At 65.2% G+C, this 18,687-nt stretch carries 17 protein-coding genes and 1 pseudogene; 8 read left to right on the plus strand and 10 right to left on the minus strand.

Going from position 1 to position 18,687, the window contains the following annotated elements; genetic code table 11:
* Window positions 1-66: 66 nt before the first annotated feature.
* The gene (locus TSO5_RS18695) at window positions 67-1,788 is read right to left on the minus strand and encodes a long-chain fatty acid--CoA ligase (protein ID WP_109152961.1); all 1,722 of its coding nucleotides are present in this window, start codon (window positions 1,786-1,788) and stop codon (window positions 67-69) included.
* Window positions 1,789-1,920: 132 nt separating this feature from the next.
* Entirely contained in the window at window positions 1,921-3,855 is a 1,935-nt protein-coding gene (gene ftsH, locus TSO5_RS18700) for an ATP-dependent zinc metalloprotease FtsH (RefSeq protein ID WP_109152962.1), read from the minus strand.
* Between the two features lie 178 nt (window positions 3,856-4,033).
* On the opposite strand from ftsH, the gene TSO5_RS18705 reads away from it, so the two are divergent.
* Window positions 4,034-4,504: a DUF3775 domain-containing protein gene (locus TSO5_RS18705; RefSeq protein ID WP_109152963.1), complete on the plus strand. Its 471-nt coding sequence runs from the start codon at window positions 4,034-4,036 to the stop codon at window positions 4,502-4,504.
* 78 nt (window positions 4,505-4,582) lie between these two features.
* On the opposite strand, the gene TSO5_RS18710 is transcribed toward TSO5_RS18705, so the two are convergent.
* The 3 genes from TSO5_RS18710 to TSO5_RS18720 form a co-directional block, all read right to left on the minus strand.
* Window positions 4,583-5,161: an NAD(P)H-dependent oxidoreductase gene (locus tag TSO5_RS18710; protein ID WP_109152964.1), complete on the minus strand. Its 579-nt coding sequence runs from the start codon at window positions 5,159-5,161 to the stop codon at window positions 4,583-4,585.
* Window positions 5,158-7,581, minus strand: coding sequence for a phosphoenolpyruvate synthase (gene ppsA / locus TSO5_RS18715; RefSeq protein ID WP_109152965.1), 2,424 nt, complete (start codon window positions 7,579-7,581; stop codon window positions 5,158-5,160). Before ppsA ends, TSO5_RS18710 begins: the two co-directional genes overlap by 4 nt.
* Window positions 7,582-7,671: 90 nt before the next feature.
* The gene (locus TSO5_RS18720) at window positions 7,672-8,244 is read right to left on the minus strand and encodes an HPF/RaiA family ribosome-associated protein (protein ID WP_109152966.1); all 573 of its coding nucleotides are present in this window, start codon (window positions 8,242-8,244) and stop codon (window positions 7,672-7,674) included.
* Window positions 8,245-8,469: 225 nt separating this feature from the next.
* Between TSO5_RS18720 and TSO5_RS32305 the strand changes: the two genes are divergently transcribed.
* Window positions 8,470-8,712 carry a hypothetical protein gene (locus TSO5_RS32305; RefSeq protein WP_146203803.1) on the plus strand — a complete coding sequence of 81 codons (243 nt, stop codon included), beginning with the start codon at window positions 8,470-8,472 and terminating at the stop codon, window positions 8,710-8,712.
* Window positions 8,713-8,733: 21 nt separating this feature from the next.
* Here the strand turns inward: TSO5_RS32305 and TSO5_RS18725 are convergent.
* Window positions 8,734-8,832: pseudogene (locus tag TSO5_RS18725) on the minus strand (IS5/IS1182 family transposase); the annotation flags it as partial.
* A 29-nt stretch (window positions 8,833-8,861) separates the two neighbouring features.
* Between TSO5_RS18725 and TSO5_RS18730 the strand changes: the two are divergent.
* Window positions 8,862-9,713, plus strand: coding sequence for a Crp/Fnr family transcriptional regulator (locus tag TSO5_RS18730; RefSeq protein WP_158282449.1), 852 nt, complete (start codon window positions 8,862-8,864; stop codon window positions 9,711-9,713).
* A 108-nt stretch (window positions 9,714-9,821) separates the two neighbouring features.
* On the opposite strand, the gene TSO5_RS18735 is transcribed toward TSO5_RS18730, so the two are convergent.
* Window positions 9,822-10,343, minus strand: coding sequence for a BCAM0308 family protein (locus tag TSO5_RS18735; RefSeq protein ID WP_109152968.1), 522 nt, complete (start codon window positions 10,341-10,343; stop codon window positions 9,822-9,824).
* A gap of 192 nt (window positions 10,344-10,535) precedes the next feature.
* Between TSO5_RS18735 and TSO5_RS18740 the strand changes: the two genes are divergently transcribed.
* The 3 genes from TSO5_RS18740 to TSO5_RS18750 are packed head-to-tail and all read left to right on the plus strand — an operon-like array spanning window position 10,536 to window position 13,514.
* Window positions 10,536-11,423 (plus strand): universal stress protein, encoded by an 888-nt coding sequence (locus TSO5_RS18740; RefSeq protein WP_109152969.1) that lies wholly within the window; start codon window positions 10,536-10,538, stop codon window positions 11,421-11,423.
* A 38-nt stretch (window positions 11,424-11,461) separates the two neighbouring features.
* On the plus strand, window positions 11,462-12,442 hold the full coding sequence (locus tag TSO5_RS18745; RefSeq protein ID WP_109152970.1) for a ribose-phosphate pyrophosphokinase: 981 nt from the start codon (window positions 11,462-11,464) through the stop codon (window positions 12,440-12,442).
* Window positions 12,443-12,464: 22 nt separating this feature from the next.
* Window positions 12,465-13,514: a hypothetical protein gene (locus tag TSO5_RS18750; RefSeq protein WP_146203804.1), complete on the plus strand. Its 1,050-nt coding sequence runs from the start codon at window positions 12,465-12,467 to the stop codon at window positions 13,512-13,514.
* A gap of 2 nt (window positions 13,515-13,516) precedes the next feature.
* Here the strand turns inward: TSO5_RS18750 and TSO5_RS18755 are convergent, their stop codons facing one another.
* The 3 genes from TSO5_RS18755 to TSO5_RS18765 all read right to left on the minus strand — a co-directional run bounded on the left by TSO5_RS18755 (window position 13,517) and on the right by TSO5_RS18765 (window position 15,182).
* Entirely contained in the window at window positions 13,517-13,828 is a 312-nt protein-coding gene (locus TSO5_RS18755) for a GYD domain-containing protein (protein WP_109152972.1), read from the minus strand.
* Window positions 13,829-13,961: 133 nt separating this feature from the next.
* The gene (locus tag TSO5_RS18760; RefSeq protein WP_247870823.1) at window positions 13,962-14,657 is read right to left on the minus strand and encodes a phosphoribosyltransferase; all 696 of its coding nucleotides are present in this window, start codon (window positions 14,655-14,657) and stop codon (window positions 13,962-13,964) included.
* A 36-nt stretch (window positions 14,658-14,693) separates the two neighbouring features.
* Window positions 14,694-15,182: a phasin family protein gene (locus tag TSO5_RS18765; protein ID WP_109152974.1), complete on the minus strand. Its 489-nt coding sequence runs from the start codon at window positions 15,180-15,182 to the stop codon at window positions 14,694-14,696.
* Window positions 15,183-15,339: 157 nt separating this feature from the next.
* On the opposite strand from TSO5_RS18765, the gene mgtA reads away from it, so the two are divergent.
* Window positions 15,340-17,928, plus strand: a complete 2,589-nt coding sequence (gene mgtA, locus TSO5_RS18770; protein WP_109152975.1) for a magnesium-translocating P-type ATPase — start codon at window positions 15,340-15,342, stop codon at window positions 17,926-17,928.
* Between the two features lie 187 nt (window positions 17,929-18,115).
* Complete coding sequence (locus TSO5_RS18775) at window positions 18,116-18,673, plus strand: Hsp20/alpha crystallin family protein (protein ID WP_109152976.1); 558 nt, start codon at window positions 18,116-18,118, stop codon at window positions 18,671-18,673.
* The last annotated feature ends 14 nt before the right edge of the window (window positions 18,674-18,687 follow it).

Consider the following 18,687-nt stretch of genomic DNA (forward strand, 5'->3'; position numbering starts at 1 on the left):
TGACTCAACACAAGCAGCCACCGGAAAACCCGGTGCGGTTCACTGTGTCCCTCGTTCCATGCCGGTTCACAGGCCGGGCGGCCTCGGCGGCTCGGTTGCGCTGCGCAGATCGCGTTTCAGGATCTTGCCGATGATCGACGTGGGCAGGGCCGATCGGAACTCGATCGTCGACGGCCGTTCGAAACGGGACAGGCGGGGAACGAGGAAGCTGTGCAGGTCCTCCGCCGACAGCCCGGCGCCGGCCTTCACGACGACGAACGCCTTGACCGTCTGGCCGCGCACCGGATCGGGTTCGCCGATCACGGCGACATCGCTCACCGCCGGGTGTTCGCGGATCGCGGCTTCGACCACGCGCGGATACACATGCTGCCCGCCGGCAATGATCAGGTCCTTCAGCCGATCTACGATGTGGAGATAGCCGTCCTCGTCGAGAAAGCCGATGTCGCCCGTGTGGAGGTGTCCGCCGGCCATCGCCTTCGCGGTCGCTTCGTCGTCGCTCCAATAGCCGGCCATGAGCTGCGGACCGCTGACACACACTTCCCCAACCCTGCCGACCGGTTGGGGCGTCGTGCCGTCTTCAACGGACACGATCTCGACGATGGTCCCCGGCAGGGGCAGCCCGGCCGAACCGGGCTTGGTGGCGCCTTCGTAGGGGGTACAGGTGACGACGGGGGATGCCTCCGTCAGGCCGTACCCCTCGACCAGCCTGCTGCCGGTCATCGCATGGAAGCGCTCCTGCAGCAGCGGCGGCAGGCTGTCGCCGCCGGAGATGCACAGCCGCAGCGACGACAGATCATGGAGAGCTGCGGTGGGGCAGTCGATCAGCGCCTGGAAAAGCCGGGGAACGCCGGTCATCATGGTCGGGCGCTTGTTCTGGATGGTGGCAAGAATCTCCCGCACGTCGATCCGCGGCAGCAACACCAGTTCGGCGCCGAGCGCGATGCCGAAGTTCATCACCGCGGTCATGCCGAAGACATGGAACAGCGGCAACACGGCAAGGAGGCGCTCCTGTTCCGCAGCGCTTCCGGTGAGCCAGTCCCGGCACTGGCAGGCATTCACGAAGAGGCCGGCATGGGTGAGGACGGTCCCCTTGGGCAGTCCGGTGGTGCCGCCGGTATATTGGATGACGGCCGGCGCATGCTGCGGATCGAGGCCGACCGGAACACAGCGGCCGTCATTGTCGAGCAGGCTGGAAAAGGAGAGATGGCGTCCGTCTTCCGGAAAGTCGGCGACGTCCCTGCGGTGCAACAGGGGATACAGCCAGTTCTTCGGGAAGGGCAGGCTTTCCGCCAGGGAGGCGACGATGATCCGGCGCAGCCGGCCCGGCCATCCCACCGCCGACAGGGTGGCCTGGAACCTTGGCAGGTCGAGGGTGATCAGGATTTCGGCGGCGGAGTCGGCGATCTGCCGCTGAAGCTCCAACTCGGCATTCAGCGGGTTGGCGTTCACCACCGTGCCGCCAGCCTTGAGGATGGCATAGAAGGCGATGATGAAATAGGGACAGTTGGGCAGCAGAAGCATGACCCGGGTCCCCTCGCCGACACCCAGCTCCTGCAGTCCCTTGGCGGTCCTTTCGACCAGATCGAGGGTTTCACCGAAGGAATGGCGCCGCCCGAGGAAATCCATGCACGGCCGGTCCCGGTGGGTCGCCGCCGCCGCCTCGAGCAGTGCAGGCAGGGGCCGCGGCGGCGGCGGGCGACGCCAGTCCAATCCGGGAGGATAGCTGCGCTCCCAGGGGTAGGTGATCCCCTGCGCGCCTGCCGTGGCGTCGGCGATGGACCTGATCATGGCGTCGGTTCCGATCACGGGTGTGCCGGACACAGTCTATCGGACCTGCCGGGACCACCTCTTGATGCAGGTTAAAGCCGTTGCCTTGTCGCCATTCCCCGAAGGATGGATGATGCCTACCGGTGCGAAGTCTCACTGCGTGCCGAGAATGCACCGCGGGGTTTCGGCAAAAGCCTTCGACTCATCCGGCACAGTCTCCGCGCTCTGTTTGCTTTGTCCTTCAGGGTCTTGTTCCGTGCCCTCCGCTTCCGGCAGCGGCTTCGGCAGTTCGTCCGCGGTCAGGGTTTCACGCTCCAGCAGGCTTCTTGCCCCTTGCTCCAGCATGGCGTGGTTCCTGCGCAAGATGTCCGATGCCCGCGACGCGGCGGCCTCGACCAGGGTGCGGACCGCCGCATCGATGCGGCTGGCCGACGCTTCGCCGTAATGCCGGGGTTGCCAGAAGGCGCCCTGGGGTTGACCGAGAAGATGGCCCGACTCGGTGTCGTAGCAGACCGCCCCCAGCGTTTCGTCCATGCCGTACCGCATCACCATGCCCCTGGCGATGTCAGTGACCTTCGCCAGATCGTCGGCTCCGCCCGTCGATACCTCGCCGAACACGATCTGCTCCGCCGCCCGGCCGGCCATCAGGACGGTCATCTTGTCTTCCAGCTCGTGGCGGCCCATCAGGAAGCGATCCTCCGTCGGGCGCTGGATGGTGTAGCCGAGCGCCCCGATGCCGCGCGGGATGATCGATACCTTCTGGACCGGATCGGTGCCGGGAATCGCCATGGCGACCAGGGCGTGCCCCATCTCGTGGTGGGCGACGATGGATCGTTCGTGCAGGCTGAGAATGCGGGATTTCTTCTCCAATCCGGCGACGATCCGTTCGATGGCGGCCTCGAAATCCTCGGTCGACACGGCGTCGGCGTCCCGCCTCGTGGCGATCATCGCCGCCTCGTTGACCAAATTGGCGAGATCGGCGCCGGTGAAGCCCGGGGTCAGAGCCGCCAGATGGGTGAGGTCCACATCCGGGCCGAGAGGGACCCGTCTGGTGTGGATCGCAAGGATTTGCGCGCGTCCGGATTTTTCCGGCCGGTCCACCAGGATCTGCCGGTCGAACCGCCCCGCGCGGAGCAGGGCCGGATCGAGGATTTCCGGGCGGTTGGTTGCCGCCAGCAAAACCAGCCCGGCACTGGGGTCGAAGCCGTCCAGTTCGGCCAGAAGCTGGTTGAGCGTCTGTTCCTTCTCGTCGTGCCCGCCCAGCATCGGCAATGATCCGCGCGCACGGCCGAGCGCGTCGAGTTCATCGATGAAGATGATGGCCGGCGTTCGCGCCCGTGCGAGCGTGAACAGGTCCCGCACCCTCGCGGCCCCGACACCCACGAACATCTCGACGAATTCCGATCCGTTGGTCGAAATGAAGGGAACCTTGGCTTCGCCGGCGACGGCCCTGGCCAGCAACGTCTTGCCGGTTCCAGGCGGACCCACCAGCAGAATCCCCTTGGGCACATGGGCGCCCAGGCGCGAAAACTCCTTCGGATTCTGCAGGAACTCCACGACCTCCCGCAGTTCGTCCTTCGCCTCGTCGACACCGGCGACATCATCGAACTTGATGGAGATATCGGTCTCGGCGAACAGCTTCGCCTTGCTGCGGCCGATCGACAGCAGGCCTCCGCCCGCCCGCATGCCGGACATCCCGGCCAGACTCCACACGGCGAACAGAATCAGGAGCCAGCCGAACCAACTGACGATGCCCGATGCCCAATTTGACTCGCTGATGCCGCTGAAGGGGATGTGACGGGCCGTGAGATCGCGGGCGATGTCGGGCGCGACACGGAGGGTCTCGAATGTCCGCGACCCGTTGGGCAGAGGTTCGCTCAGCGTACCGGTCAGGGTGGTTTCTCCGACCATGACCTGCTCGATCTTGCCGCGATCCAGCAGTTCCTGGAACTGGCTGTAGGGTATCGTTTGCGCCTGATGAACGCCGGGGAGCGCCCACAGCAGGAACAGCCCGACCCCGATCGACAGGGCAAGGGCAAGCCACAACAGCAGGTCGGCGCCGCGGTCGCTGTCGTTCTTGTCGTCCATGACACCTCCCGCTGCGGTCCGAACCGCCCGCATCCCCTGAAGGCTGCAGGGGCGTCCGCGTCCTGTCCTTTACTCAGGTTAAGGCCGGCACCGTGAAGCCGTGGATCAATGGCGGCATTCTCCCGATGCGGTTGCACGGATACCGTTCAGGGAGTCCGCCAAAGGAGTCCGGACCGCCATGGCCAAACCTGCTCCTCCCCAGCCAGCCCCATCCGCCGAACCCCCGTCCGTCGAACCGGTGCCCGAGCTGAACGTCGGATTGCAGAAGCTGTGCTTTCTGATCGTCAAGGCCCGTGAATTCGACGCCAAGGTGGAGCCGTCCGATCTGGATGAGGGCTCCAACCCGAGCGACGACGGCATGCGGGCGGTGCTGGAGGATTACGCCGGCGATCCGACCCTGGCAGAACTGAAGGACGCCATCGACGGCCTCGACGACGACGAGGTGGTCGATGTGATCGCACTGGTCTGGCTGGGGCGCGGCGATTTCTCAGCGGAGGAATGGGCCGAGGCGCAGGCGCTGGCCCGGGAACGCCATACGGCCCGTTCCGCGGATTACCTCATCGGCATCCCCAACCTGGGAGACTGCCTGGAGGAGGGTGCCGCCCAGCTCGGCTATTCCTGCGAGGAATTCGAAATCAACCGGCTTTAGGACGGATTGGCGGCGGAATGGTTGAGACGCGGCTTCGGCATCCGTCGCGGTCCGGCGGGGCCAAGCCGCAAGCCCCAATCAGAAATGGTTGCGCACGGCCGCGCGGATGCGGCGGATGTCGTCGTCGACCTGCGCCGGCGTGGTGTGCGGCCCCAGATCGTCGAAATGCAGATGCTCGACCACCCTGATGCCGCACAGGCCCATGATCGCAACGTCCTGTGTCACCGTGAAGGCCTGCCTCTCACCGGTCGCCTCCAGAAAGGCCATCGGGGCGCCGGAACTCGTGACGATCAGCCCCTTGCGCCCATGCAGTTTGCCCTCGACCTCCTCGCCCCGCATTTCCCAGGCAAATCCGTAACTGAAGACACGGTCCACATAGCCTTTCAGCATCGCCGGCATGCCGGCCCACCAGATCGGAAACACGAAGGAAACGGCCTGGGACGCCGTGATGAGGTCCTGCTCGCGCTGGATGTCTCCGGGTACCGGACCCGTGCCGGCCAGTTCCTCCTCCGAGAGGACCGGGTTGAAGCCCATGGCGTAGAGGTCGCGGACGGTGACCGCGTGCCCGCATTGCTCCAACTCGTCCACATAGGCGCCCACCGCCTGCCGGATGAAGCTGCCGGAGCGCGGATGCGCGAAAACGACGACGTGCTTCATGACACTCCTCCCGTTCCGGGCTCGCGCGGCGCGCGGCCGAGTTTCCGTTCCAGTTCCACGACCGCGCGCAGCGTCCTGAGCACGCTGTCCGGCGTCAGGCTGATGGAGTCGATGCCGAGGCGCACCAGGAACTCGGCGATCTCCGGATAGTCGGAGGGCGCCTGTCCACAGATGCCGCAAGGCCGGCCATTGCGCCGCGCGCCCTCCACGGCTTGGCGCAGGAAGGCCAGCACGCCGGGATCGCGTTCGTCGAAATCGAAGGCGACCAGCGGGCTGTCGCGGTCCACCCCGAGCGTGAGTTGCGTCAGGTCGTTCGACCCGATGGAGAAACCGTCGAACCGTTGGGCGAACTCATCCACCAGCAGCACGTTGTTGGGGATTTCACACATCACGTAAACCTGGAGACCGTCACGCCCGCGCTCCAGCCCGTGGCGCGCCATGGCGGCGATCACCCGGTCGGCTTCCTCCAGACGGCGGCAGAAGGGCACCATCACCTTCACGTTGGTCAGCCCCATCTCGCCACGCACGCGGGCAAGCGCCCGGCATTCCAGCGCAAAGCCCTCCTCGTAGGCGGGGTGGGCGTAGCGCGCAGCCCCCCGGAAACCCAGCATCGGGTTCTCCTCGACCGGCTCGAACCATCTCCCGCCGAGCAGGGAAGCGTATTCGTTCGTCTTGAAATCGGACAGCCGGACGATCACCGGGCGCGGGAAGAAGGCCGCCGCGATGGTGCCGATCCCCTCCGACAGGCGCTCCACGAAATAGGCGCTGCCGTCCGGGTGGTTGCGGGTCAGGTGGGCGATGCGGGCCCGCACGTCGGCGTCCTCGACACGCTCCGGGTGGACGAGCGCCATCGGATGGACCTTGATGGCCTCGTTGACGATGAACTCCATGCGCGCCAGCCCGACACCGTCCACCGGCAGCCGGCCGGTCTGGAAGGCCTGATCGGGATTGCCGAGGTTCACCATGATGTGCGTCTGCGGCCGCGACAGCCGGCCAAGATCCAGGCGCTCCACCCGGAACGGCACGGCGCCGTCATAGACCTTGCCGGTTTCACCTTCGGCGCAGGAGACGGTCACCGTCTGCCCATCGCGCAGGGCCTCCGTCGCGCGATCGGCTCCGACCACGGCTGGAATGCCCAGTTCGCGGGCGACGATGGCGGCATGGCAGGTGCGGCCACCCCGGTTGGTGACGATGGCGGCGGCCGTCTTCATCACCGGCTCCCAATCCGGCGTCGTGGTGTCGGCCACCAGAACCTCGCCCGGACGGAAGGCTGACAGATGGTGGGCGTCGGTCACCACGCGCACCGTCCCGGTGGCCATGCGTCCGCCCACCGCGCGTCCCGACGCGAGCACGGTGCCCTTCGCTTCCGAAACGAAGCTCTCCAGTTCCAGCGCCGTCTGCTGGGAGGCGACCGTCTCCGGCCGGGCCTGGACGATGTAGAGGCCGCCATCCAGCCCGTCCTTGGCCCATTCGATGTCCATGGGCTGGCCGTAATGGTCCTCGATCCGGATGGCGTATCCGGCAAGCTGCAGCACCTCCGCGTCGGTCAGGCAGAAGCGCTCGCGATCGGCATCGGGGGTGGGGACGGTCCGCGTCGGCTCGCGCGTGCGGCCCGGCCGATAAACCATCTTCACCTGCTTCTCGCCCAGCCGCCGCTGCAGCACCGCGCGGTGGCCCTGCCGGAAGGTCGCCTTGTGCACATAGAACTCGTCGGGATCGACCGCCCCCTGGACGACCGTTTCCCCCAGCCCATAGGCGCCGGTGATGAACACGGCATCGCGGAATCCCGATTCCGTATCCAGCGTGAACATCACCCCGGCCGAGGCGAGGTCGGAACGCACCATTTTCTGCACGCCGACCGACAGCGCGACCTTGAAGTGGTCGAAGCCCTGGTCGATCCGGTAGGAGATGGCCCGGTCGGTGAACAGCGAGGCGTGGCAGCGCCGCACCGCGTCGAGCAGCATGGCCTCGCCGGACACATTCAGATAGGTCTCATGCTGGCCGGCGAAACTGGCGGTCGGCAGATCCTCGGCGGTGGCGGAACTGCGGACTGCGACGGTCAGGCCCTCCCCGTACTCGGCCAGCAGGGCGCGGAAGGCCGTGCGCAGTTGCGCCTCCATCGCCGGCGTGAGGCCGGCCGAGTAGACGATGTCGCGCGCACGGGCTCCGGCGCGGGCAAGCCGGGCCACGTCACTCTTATCCAGCCCGTCGAGCAGCGCGTGGAGGTCCTCCCACGCCTTGGCCGCGGTCAGCGCATCGCGGAAGGCCGCCGCGGTCAGGGCGAACCCGTCGGGCACCTCGACCCCCAGCGGCTTCAGGTGGCGGTACAGCTCACCGAGCGACGCGTTCTTGCCGCCGACCAGGGCGACGTCGTCGCGACCAAGGTCGGAGAACCAGCGGATGTATGTGGCGTCCGGCATATCCGGCCTCCTTGTTCCGGCCTCCTTGTCCCAAAGGCGCAGCATGGCCGGATGGCGGGTTCGCCTCGTGCTCGCGGGCGTGACGGGTCGCTAGCCGACGACATGATGCTTGCCGACCGGGGTGACCGTGGTCGCCTGCGGGCCTTGGGCGCTTTCCTTTTCGGCGATGCTCAGGCGGACCTCCTGGTCAACCTTCAGGGCATCGAAGGACCCGTCCGCCACGCTGTTGCGGTGGAAATAGACCTCCTGCCCGTCCGTCGTTTCGATGAAGCCGTAGCCGTCTTCGGCGAACAGGCGGACCACGCGGCCGTGCAAGGGAACCACATGCGTCTTCACGTCCGCCCGGCGGCGGCGCGCGTAATCCTCCAACTCCCGGCGGGCCGCGTCGAACGCGTCGCGCACGGCGACTCTCGGATTTTCGTGAGCGTGGTCCTCGGGCTTCGCGTGACGCACGGCCAGCTTTTCCCCCGGCACGGTCAGGTCGATCCGCACCGCATAGAGCTTGCCCTGATGCTGGTGCCGGTGCGGCGCGTCGATGGTCACATGGCACGCCATGATGTGGTCGAAGAACCGCTCCAGCTTGGCGGCGTGCTCCCGCACGACCGTCTCCAGGGCGGGCGACGGTTCCAGATTGTCGAAGGTGATCTGCACCGGGAATTGCATGGCATTCCTCCTGTCGGTTGCCACCTGTCAGCGGCCGTCACCTCGATCGTAACGAGCAGATCAGCCACCTGGGATGCACAGCGCGCTGGCAGCCATTCTGGCGGCTCCAGGAGTCCCGGCGTTAACCTGGATCAAGCGGCGACCCGAAGTCTTGCGGTCTAATGATCCGAGCCAACACTCCCGCAGCCAGCCATCCAGGAGGAAGTCGCCATGGAACCCTCAGGCATGAAGCCTCTGAGCCAGCGGCTTACTTCCGAGGACATCGTGGAGACGGTCGGCCGGATCGACAATGCCAGCATCGCCGCCATTCTGGAAACCGGAGCGAGCCGTGAGGAACTGCTCCAGGCATTTGCCTGGTTCTCCCAGGAAAGCAATACGATGGGAGAGGCGCGCCATGCACTGTCCGGCCGTGTCGAACAGGTGTACTGCATCCTGATTGGCGACAGCGAGTTCCCGGACCCGCGATAGCGGCCGGCCGTTCGCCGTCGCAAGGGCTTTCGCCACTTCCAAGCCGGCGCGGCGCCGGGAAAACATGGTGTGATCGGGAACCGGAGGATCCGGGCCGGGCAGGCGCATGAGCGAGCCGAGACATTAGGCACATGCGAGAAAGGCGTCCCATGCGGCCCGAATGCCAATCCTGCCCGGTTCGACGCGACGGGCTATGCGCAAGCGCCTCCGACGCGCAACTCCAGGCGCTCGGCACCATCAAGCACCCGCTCTGGCATGTGCCTGCGGGCGGCTGCGTCTTCGCCGAAGGGGATGGCAGCGAGATGGTGTTCATCATTCGCCGCGGCTGGGCAGCGGTGTCCGTCTTCCACGAGAACGGGCGCCGCCAGGTGCTTCGCTTCGCCATGCCCGGAAGCATGGTCGGGTTCGAGACGACCGCCGACGGCTGCATGCCCTGCACGGTGGAGGCGCTGACCGATCTCACCGCCTGTCCGATCCCGCGCCAGTCGTTGATGCGGTTCTGCCAGACCGCACCGGAACTGACGTTGCGGATGTGGTCGCTTCTGGCGGCGGAGACGATTTCGGACTGGCGTCTGCTGGGCGGGCTCGGCACCTGCACCGCGACCGAGCGGATCGCCCGCCTGCTCGTCGCGCTGTGCCAACGCCAGAACCGGGAGACCGGCGCCTGTGTGGATGACGCCCGTGTGGATGAGTTCGCGCTCCCGATCAGCCAGACGGTGATCGCCGACGCGACCGGCCTGACCTCGGTTCATGTCTGCCGGACCTTGAAGGAAATGCGGGCAGCCGAACTACTGTCCTTCACCAAGGGACGACTGCGCGTCATGGACTGGCCGCGGTTGGCCGATCTGGCGGAGATGTCCGAGACGCCGGCGCCCCAGTCCGCATTCCTGCCGCCGCCTCCGGGGTTGGAGCCGGACACATGGTGCGGGGGCGCCTGGCACAACGCATCCGGCCGATGCCATGGATCATCGCCCATATCATCACCCATCGGCCCCTCGTGACCAAATGGCCGTGACCAGGTGGCGCAGGCAAGACCGGCCCACGCCACCTGGTCCGCATCGCCTGAGAAGCCCCGCTCCCTGCAACTCCGCTCCGAGCCGGTCCGCGTCTCAATCGGCGTGCCAATTCACCCTGAGGAAGCACTCGCCCTCGGCGTACTTCCACGTCACTTCACCGTGGTGATGGTGAGCGAGCGCTTCGGCGATACGCCGGGGCAAGTGAAGATCCGTGGTCGTCACGTTGATCCCGTCGGCGGTGTCGTGGATGTCCATGATCCTGTTGAGCGGATGGTCGGCGGTCTCGAGTTTCTCCTGATGACGGACCTGCGCAATGATCTCGGCACGATGGGCTTGGACGAAGGCGCCGCTCATCGTCAGGATGCCGGCCGGGATCCGCTCCTCGATGCGCTGGCAGGCCTGGCAGACGGTCTCCGTCGCATCGGCGGGCCTTGCTCCCCACCGCCAGCGACCGTCCTCGTAGACCGCGTGGCAGCGTGAACAGACGCTGGGATCGGCGGGTTTGAGGTCCGATTTGTAGGGGTCGTGCTCCTTCTCCTGGATCAGCCGGTCTCGCCGTTCCGGTTGCAGGCTGCCATCGATGACCGTGCGGCGGTTCTGAGGTTTTTGTCCCATGGCCACGTCCTCCCCCGTGAGCGGAAAGCGGTATACTCGCGCCCAGGCAAAACACCGCCTTAACCTGGATAAACCCGTTCGCGATTGACTGAAGATTCACCGTCGGGGGCGATCAGGTTAACCTGGATCAAGGTGGGCTGCGATTTTTGGCGCGACGGTACGGAACCTATCCTCCGCTGCAGGAGACGGTTCATGATCAAGCATATTCTTGTCCTGCTCGATGGTGACGCCGCCGACGAACGGGCGCTGAACGCCGCCTTTACCCTCGCCAAGCTGTTCCATGGGCATGTTGATGCCTTCCACGTTCGGCCCGACCCGCGGGTAGCCATTCCACCGGTTGCCGAGGGCTTCTCAGCCGACATGCTGGAACGCCTGATCCGGGAGGCGGAGCAGGCGGACCAGGAACGGGCATCGCACGCAAGGCACAGCTTCGACACCGCGGTTGCGACCGCCGGCATTCACAGCGTCGGCTATCCTGACGCCGATACCGCCATCGCGTCCGGTTCCATCACAGCGACATGGCGCGAAATGGTTGGCCAGCCGGAGGATATTCTCACTCAGCGTGGGCGCTGTGCCGACCTCCTCCTGTTCGCGCAGCCATTCGATGCTCCGGCCAATGTCCTGCGGCTGGAGACGGCATTGTTCGAAACCGGTCAGCCGATCCTGCTGGCGGCACCAGGCATGAATGGAGAGGCGCTTTCATCGGTCGCAATCGCCTGGGACGGCAGCCGGCAGGCGGCGAGGGCGATCGCCGGGGCCATGCCGCTCCTGCGGCGGGCGCGGAATGCCACCATACTGACGGTGGACGGAGACGATGACGTCAATGGTCCGGCGGCGCCGATGATCACATGCCTTTCCGACCATCTGGCCTGGCACGGCATCTCCGTGGCGGTCGATGTCCTGCACAAGGATGGCCGCCCGACCGGCGAGTTGCTGAGCGGACGGGCGAAGGAGATCGGTGCGGGTCTTCTGGTCATGGGCGGCTACGGACACAGCCGGTTCCGGGAAATGGTCCTGGGCGGCGCGACCCGCCATGTGCTGGGGACCGCTCTCGAATGCTCGGTCCTGATCGCACACTGAGGCGGCCAGCCACTGATAGTCCGGCATGGGAGGCATCGATGACGCACGATGGAATGCTGCTGTTCGATCTGGACCCGCATTGGCGGCATGGCCGCCGGATCGCCACACATCTGGAGATTCCCGTTTCCCCGCATGAGGAGAGGCGCTTCGAGGATGGCGAAATGAAGGTTCGCCCCTTGATCAGCGTCAGGGACCGCGATGTGTTCGTTGTCCAGTCCCTGCTGGGCGACGCCCATGACAGCGTGCATGACAAGCTCTGGCGGCTCCTGCTCTTCACCGGGGCCCTGAAGGATTCGTCCGCGCGCCGGGTGACGGTGGTGGCCCCCTATCTGGCCTACAGCCGCAAGGACCGCCGCACGAAATCCCGCGACCCTGTGGCAACGCGCCAACTGGCGGTCCTGTTCGAGGCGGCCGGTGTCGATCGGGTCGTCACGATGGACGTGCACAATCAGGCCGCATTCGAGAATGCTTTCCGCTGCCGGACCGAGCATCTTCTGGCACGCCCCCTTTTTGCCGATCACGTCAAGGCGACGGCGGGGAATGACCCGATTGCCCTGGTTTCCCCCGATGTCGGAGGCATGAAGAGGGTCGAACAGCTTCACGAAACACTGGAGCACAGCCTTGCCCGGCCGGTCGGTCTGGCCTTCATGGAGAAGACCCGCAGTGCTGGAGTTGTCGGTGGCGGACAGCTGGTCGGCAACGTCGCCGGCTGCAGAGTGCTGATTCTTGATGATCTCATTGCGACGGGAACCACCATGCTGCGGGCCGCCGAAGCGTGCCGGACGGCGGGGGCCCTTTCGGTGATGGCACTGGCAACCCACGGAGTGTTCGCGCCAGGTGCCGTCGAGATGCTGCAGTCGCCGGCTTTCGACAGCGTCGTGGTGACCGACACCGTACCGCCGTGGCGATTGGAGGGCGACATATCGGTTCGAAGACTCACGGTTCTGGACACCGCTCCGCTGTTCGCGGAGGCGATCGCCCGCATGCATGCCGGCGGTTCGTTGAGCGATCTTCTTTAGAACAGATGGCGGATCGCCCGACGTGGATGACCATCCGATACAGCGCGCGGATCGAATGCCGGCGGACCAGGACTATCCGCTCGAGTTGAAGGTGGAGTTCCTACAGAGACCCGATGCTTATTTCGATCGCCCCGGGCAAATCGAAGCGATCGAAACCCGTCTTTCCTGGGTCTTCCTGACCGAGGGACATGCATACAAACTGAAGAAACCACGACGGCTTCCCGAAGTGAACCTGTCAACGGTGGCATTGCGCCACGCAAATTGTCTGACCGAAATACGGTTGAACCGTCGACTCAGTCCGTTGGTTTATCACGCCGCCCTTTGCCTTGCCCTTCGGCCGGATGGTGGCCTCAGCTTGTGCGAGCGGCCTGGCCCTGCCGATCGTGTCGTCGATTGGGTGGTTTGGATGCAGCGCCTTCCGACCGACCGGCGGATGGACGAATTGATCGGCTCCAACACCTTGCAGACGTGCGACGTCCGCAATCTCGGGATTAAGCTGTCGAGATTTTACCGCTTCAGTCGACCCGTTCCGATGCCGGCCGACAGGTACCTGGGCCGATTTGCCCAGGATGTTGAGAAGAACCAGATCGCGGCCAGAACCACACTCCCCAAAGGAATGGCCGACCGGGCGAACAAGGCTGCGATCTGGCAGCGAGGATTTCTGAAAACACAACGCGGGCTGTTGCGGAAGCGGGCGGAAGGCCGGCGGATCATCGAAGCTCATGGCGACCTTCGCCCCGAACACATCTTTTTTACGGTTCCCCTTCAGATCATCGACTGCCTTGAATTCGACCGGGCACTCCGGCTGCTCGATCCCGTTGATGAGCTTTCCTATCTCGGCCTTGAATGCGATCGCCTGGGAGAAGGGTGGATCGCCAGCCATCTTCTGAAAATTTACGAGGCGCGGAGCGGGGACAGGGCCGACCCCCATCTGGTTGCCTTCTATCGCAGTGTCCGCGCCTGTATCCGCATCCGTCTGGCCGCCCACCGGCTGGCCGATGCCACTGCCGCCCAACGGAGACGGTGGTTGGAACGCATCGATCAATATCTCGCATGCATCGAGAAACATTGACCCTATTCGGCCAGAGGATCGGAGGTCCGAACAGCGGCATCGATGGGATGCAACTCGCTTGCCCCCCAGATTTCGGTGTGGGCGTAACCGGACGCACGGACGGTGGTCGCCACCCTCATTGCCGCGTCGATCCCTGGAGCGGTGAAGATGTCGAGGAAGTCGTAGGGACCGAGAACGGCAAAGCTGCTTCGCCATTCGACATCCGGGCAGTTCTGGCCGATCTGTTCGGCGAGTTGCTGCCGGATCTTGTCGGTGGATTTCGGTGGAGCTTTCGTCCCCTGGATAAGCCGTGTCAGCATGATGAATGTGGCCATGGCGTGCCTCTCCATTCCCGTGGCCGCTGGCTGGGAGGTCAGCCGGACAGCCGAGCTGCGTTCATGACTTTTCTTCGGCTTTCACAATGGACGCCAGGAGAGCGATCCTCGTTAACCGAGATCAAGAGATCGCTCAAAATTGTCCGGCAGCGTCGAGGAGATCGATCACGTCGGAGTCATCCAGTTGGCGGAAGTCGCGGTAGAACGCTCCGATGGACATGAAAGAGGCGGGAGTTTCCAGACAGATGACCGTGTCGGCTGTTTCGGTGAATGCAGCCAAGCTGTCCGCCGGCGCCACCGGAACGGCCAACACGAGCGCCTTCGGCCCCTCCTTGCGCACCGCCTGAAGAGCGGCGAGCATGGTGGCACCGGTGGCAATGCCGTCATCGACCAGGATGGCGGTACGGCCGGCTATGGCCGGCTGACGCCGACCTGCGAGATAAGTGGTGCGGCGTCGCTCCAATTCCTTGAGTTGACGACCTGTCTCCTCTTCGAGCCATGAATCGGGCAAAAGGAGGCCGACATTGGAATTGATCACAGTCTCGATCGCCGCGTTCCCTCCTGCCCCACAACTGGCAATCGCACCGATCGCCAGTTCCGGCTGGTACGGAGCGCCGAGTTTGCGGACCATAACGAGCCCGAGCGGGGCGTGAAGCCTCCTTGCGATCTCCACCGCCACCGCAACACCGCCGCGCGGGAGGGCCAGGACAACGGGCGCCTGATCCTGCAAGGGCGACAGCTTGTCGGCCAGCCGCCTGCCGGCATCGGTCCGGTCCCTGAAAAGGGCCGTGATTCCGTCGCCCCCATCCATCGCTGGCCAACGGCCCATGTCCCCTCCTCCCGGTGCTTCTTCAGGACAGCGGCTTCAGCCGCGCGCTTCCTCGGGCTTGCCGTCGCGCCGGCCCTCGGCATTCCGAAAGCGCCGTTCCCTCGGATGGAAGGGCCGGTCGACCGATGCGCTGGCGGATGCCTGTTCGGCCATGGCGCGGGACATGCCCTGCGCCTGCTCGATCACCGCGGTCGCCTCTTCCGACCAGCGTTTCAGGCGGTCCGCCATCCAGTCGTTCCAGAGAGAGGATCGTTCCGCCGCATCCTCCACCGTTCCCATCCGCTCCACGGTGGACAATGCCGATTGGAGATCGTCCTGGCGATGTTCCAGCCAGTTCCGGCTCATGGTCTCGAAACCGCCGAACAGGTTCGACTGCATGCGCAAGATTGCCTCGGTCCGTTGCAGAAAGTTGGTTTGCAGCAGTGTGTTGGCGGTCCATATTGGAAACGCCCCTTCCAATTGGGGGGAAGCCGGTGTGTTGATCGCGTGGCTCCTCATCGATACTCCTCCTCTTCTGCCCGGCATTTGCCGCCGGCCAGCCCAGGCTGGGCATCGCGGGATTTAGAAGAGAATCTTTTTCTCGGCCCTTAATCCACGTTAAGAACAAGATGGTGCATTCGGACGGGAATACTTCTTTGGAGATTTCGCGGCCGAATTGGCTGATCGGTTCAGCCTTCGGCGGATGGGAGTTGAGGAGGACAGGATCACGGACGAGATCTGGACAAAGCCAATCTCCGCAGTCCTGACGGAGTTGGGGACGACGAGCATCGGGTTGGCCCGGACCGAGGTGGCTAGCCGCCGCAGGCGATACGGGTTCAACCGCCCCACGACGCATCACCGCCGGCCGCTGTGGCTGGAGTTCCTGTCGCGTTTCCTCAATCCGCTCGTTCTCATCCTGCTGTTTGCCAGCGCCTTGTCGGCGGCCACCGGCAATCTCACCAGCTTCGTCATCGTCTTCATCCTGGTCATACTCAGCGTCACCCTCGACTTCATCCAGGAGATGCGGGCGGAAAACGCGATCGAGGCTTTGCGCCGGTCCGTCGCCATCCGTGTCCAGGTCCGACGCGATGGTGTCGAGATCTCGGAAGCGGCGGATCTGCTGGTTCCCGGCGACATCGTCCGTCTGGCGGCCGGAGATCTCGTGCCGGCCGATTGCCGTCTCATCGAGGCACGCGACCTGTTCGTCAATCAGGCGACGCTGACCGGAGAACCCTATCCGGTCGAGAAGCACGCCGATGCGCCCTGCCCGTCGGCCGGCGGACCAGCCGAGGCGATCAACACCGTCTTCATGGGGTCCTCCGTCATCAGCGGCAGCGCCACCGCCGTGATTTGCCGGATCGGCGACGCCACCGTCTTCGGCCGGCTGAGCGGCAGCCTGACGGCATCGCCGCCGCCCACCGCCTTCGAACTGGGCATCCGGCAATTCGGGTTTCTGATCCTGCGGCTGACCATCTTCCTGGTCCTGTTCGTTCTGGCGGTGAACGTCCTGTTTCACCGCCCCTGGCTCGAGTCGCTGATGTTCGCCCTCGCCCTGGCGGTCGGGCTGACGCCGGAACTGCTGCCGATGATCGTCACCGTCACGCTGGCGCGCGGTGCGCTACGCCTTGCCAAGCACCGGGTGATCATCAAGCGGCTGGCCGCCATGCACAACATCGGCGCCATGGACGTGCTGTGCACCGACAAGACCGGAACGCTGACCGAGGCCACGATCCGCATGGTCCGACATCTGGATTGCCTTGGCGCGGAGAGTGAGCGCGTCTTCCGGCTGGCCTACCTGAACAGTCATTTCGAGAGCGGCATCAAGAGCCCCCTGGATGAGGCCGTCATCGCCTTCCGCAAGATGGATGTGACGGGCTGGGAGAAGATCGACGAGGTGCCCTTCGACTTCGAACGGCGCCGCGTCTCCGTTCTCGTCACAGACGGCACCCAGCGCCTGCTGGTGGTCAAGGGAGCGCCGGAGGACGTGCTGCGGCTGTCCACCCACTATGAAGCCGACGCTGGAGTCGTGAAGCCGCTCGACCCGGCGGCGCGGTCACGGCTGGATGCCCTGTTCCAGACGCTGGGAGAGGATGGCTTTCGGGTGTTGGCCGTCGCCTCGAAGGTGATGGCGGCCGATCACCGGACCGCCACCCTGGGCGACGAATGCGAATTGGACTTCGCCGGCTATGCCGTCTTTCTCGACCCGCCCAAGGCGAGCGCCACCGCGGCGATCGGTGCCCTGAGCGGCGCCGGCGTCGCGGTCAAGGTTCTGACGGGCGACAATGAACGGGTGACGCGGCATGTCTGCGCGGAGCTTGGCCTCGCCATCACCGGCCTCGTCACCGGTGACGACCTGCGCGCGATGAGCGAGGAGGCCCTGCGCGCCCGTCTCGGCGAGGTCAATGTGTATTGCCGGGTGACGCCGCAGCAGAAGGAGCGCGTGCTGTTGGCCTACAAGCGGTCCGGCCGCGTGGTCGGGTTCCTCGGCGACGGGATCAACGACGCATCCGCCATCCACGCCGCCGACGTCGGCATCTCGGTGGACAGTGCCGCCGATGTCGCGAAGGAAGCGGCCGGCCTCATCCTGCTCGACCACGACCTGTCGGTGGTGGGCGAGGCGGTGACGGAGGGGCGCCGCACCGTCCACAACGTCACCAAATACGTTCTGATGGGCAGCAGTTCGAATTTCGGCAACATGTTCAGCATGGCGGGCGCCTCCCTGTTCCTGCCGTTCCTGCCGATGCTGCCGACCCAGGTGCTGCTCAACAACCTGCTGTACGACGCGTCGGAAGCCGGCGTTCCGCTCGACAATGTCGAGGCGGACGTGCTGAGCGCCCCGGTACGGTGGGACCTGCAGTTGATCCAGCGCTTCATGCTGGTGTTGGGACCGATCAGTTCGGTGTTCGACTTCCTGACCTTCTATGCCCTGCTTCACCTGTTCGATGCCGACGAAGCGCTCTTCCAGACCGGATGGTTCGTGGAGAGTCTGGCCACGCAGGTGCTGGTGATCTTCGTGATCCGCACCCGCCACGCCCCCTGGCGAAGCCGTCCTCATCCGGTCCTGGCCGGGCTGACACTGGGCGCCGCCACCGTCGGCGCACTGCTTCCCCTCACCCCGGCGGGAACCTTCTTCGGCTTCGTCGCACCGCCGGCCTCCTTCTACGTGTTCCTGGCGGCGGCGGTGGTCACCTATCTGGCCCTGGTCGAAGCGATCAAGCGGCTGTTCTTCCGCCACACCGCTTTGCAATCGAAGGCACGGCGCCCGCGCTCCAGACCATCCTGGCGAAGCTGATCCTCGCTGTCGCGTCGCCACCAGCCTGCAACACGGCCGTTATTCGGGGCCGCCGAAGCACGGCCTCGACCGCCTTCTCCGGCGAAACAATGCCCGGTCTTAATCCAGATAAAGTCGGCCGGTCCCGCCGGGTGCTAAAAACCATCGCGTCACAAGGGTAATCCCAAGGGTAAACCAGGAGGATGCCATGAGCATGACTGAAACGAGCGCCGGCGAAAAGCCGAAGGAGCTCAAGACCACCGGCATGGCGGCCAAGGAAGTGGCGGAGCGCAATCGCCATCCACTTTTCGCCCTGCGCGACGAGTTCGACCGCCTGTTCGACGAGGCGTCGTCCATGCTGCGCTTCCCGTGGAGCCGCCGCCCGATATTCGGCCTGGAGCCGCTGTTGCGCAGCGACGCCGATCTGGAAGCGATCGTGCCCCCGGCGGAAGTGGATGAACGGGAGACCGAATTCCGCGTCACCCTGGAAATCCCCGGCATGGACGAGAAGGACGCCGAGGTTTCCATCCAGGACGACATCCTGACCGTCAAGGCCGAGAAGAAGGAGGAGACGGAAGAAAAGGACAAGAACCGTTATTTCTCTGAGCGCCGCTATGGACTGTGCGCCCGCACCTTCCGGCTGCCGGCCAACGTGAAGGCGGACGCGATCACGGCCAGCATGAAGAACGGCGTGCTCACCATCGTGCTGCCGAAGAACGAGCCGAGCAAGCCGACCAAGCGCACCATCGAAATCGCCAAGGTCTGACTTCCCGGCGCCGC

Source organism: Azospirillum sp. TSO5 (assembly GCF_003116065.1).
Lineage (GTDB): Bacteria > Pseudomonadota > Alphaproteobacteria > Azospirillales > Azospirillaceae > Azospirillum.

Excerpts from the sequence above, each read along its gene's own strand:
- TSO5_RS18695 (WP_109152961.1), bottom strand. The coding sequence starts at position 1,788 with ATGATCAGGTCCATCGCCGACGCCACGGCAGGCGCGCAGGGGATCACC.
- ftsH (WP_109152962.1), bottom strand. The coding sequence starts at position 3,855 with ATGGACGACAAGAACGACAGCGACCGCGGCGCCGACCTGCTGTTGTGG.
- TSO5_RS18705 (WP_109152963.1), top strand. The coding sequence starts at position 4,034 with ATGGCCAAACCTGCTCCTCCCCAGCCAGCCCCATCCGCCGAACCCCCG.
- TSO5_RS18710 (WP_109152964.1), bottom strand. The coding sequence starts at position 5,161 with ATGAAGCACGTCGTCGTTTTCGCGCATCCGCGCTCCGGCAGCTTCATC.
- ppsA (WP_109152965.1), bottom strand. The coding sequence starts at position 7,581 with ATGCCGGACGCCACATACATCCGCTGGTTCTCCGACCTTGGTCGCGAC.
- TSO5_RS18720 (WP_109152966.1), bottom strand. The coding sequence starts at position 8,244 with ATGCAATTCCCGGTGCAGATCACCTTCGACAATCTGGAACCGTCGCCC.
- TSO5_RS32305 (WP_146203803.1), top strand. The coding sequence starts at position 8,470 with ATGAAGCCTCTGAGCCAGCGGCTTACTTCCGAGGACATCGTGGAGACG.
- TSO5_RS18730 (WP_158282449.1), top strand. The coding sequence starts at position 8,862 with ATGCGGCCCGAATGCCAATCCTGCCCGGTTCGACGCGACGGGCTATGC.
- TSO5_RS18735 (WP_109152968.1), bottom strand. The coding sequence starts at position 10,343 with ATGGGACAAAAACCTCAGAACCGCCGCACGGTCATCGATGGCAGCCTG.
- TSO5_RS18740 (WP_109152969.1), top strand. The coding sequence starts at position 10,536 with ATGATCAAGCATATTCTTGTCCTGCTCGATGGTGACGCCGCCGACGAA.
- TSO5_RS18745 (WP_109152970.1), top strand. The coding sequence starts at position 11,462 with ATGACGCACGATGGAATGCTGCTGTTCGATCTGGACCCGCATTGGCGG.
- TSO5_RS18755 (WP_109152972.1), bottom strand. The coding sequence starts at position 13,828 with ATGGCCACATTCATCATGCTGACACGGCTTATCCAGGGGACGAAAGCT.
- TSO5_RS18760 (WP_247870823.1), bottom strand. The coding sequence starts at position 14,657 with ATGGGCCGTTGGCCAGCGATGGATGGGGGCGACGGAATCACGGCCCTT.
- TSO5_RS18765 (WP_109152974.1), bottom strand. The coding sequence starts at position 15,182 with ATGCCGGGCAGAAGAGGAGGAGTATCGATGAGGAGCCACGCGATCAAC.
- mgtA (WP_109152975.1), top strand. The coding sequence starts at position 15,340 with ATGGGAGTTGAGGAGGACAGGATCACGGACGAGATCTGGACAAAGCCA.
- TSO5_RS18775 (WP_109152976.1), top strand. The coding sequence starts at position 18,116 with ATGAGCATGACTGAAACGAGCGCCGGCGAAAAGCCGAAGGAGCTCAAG.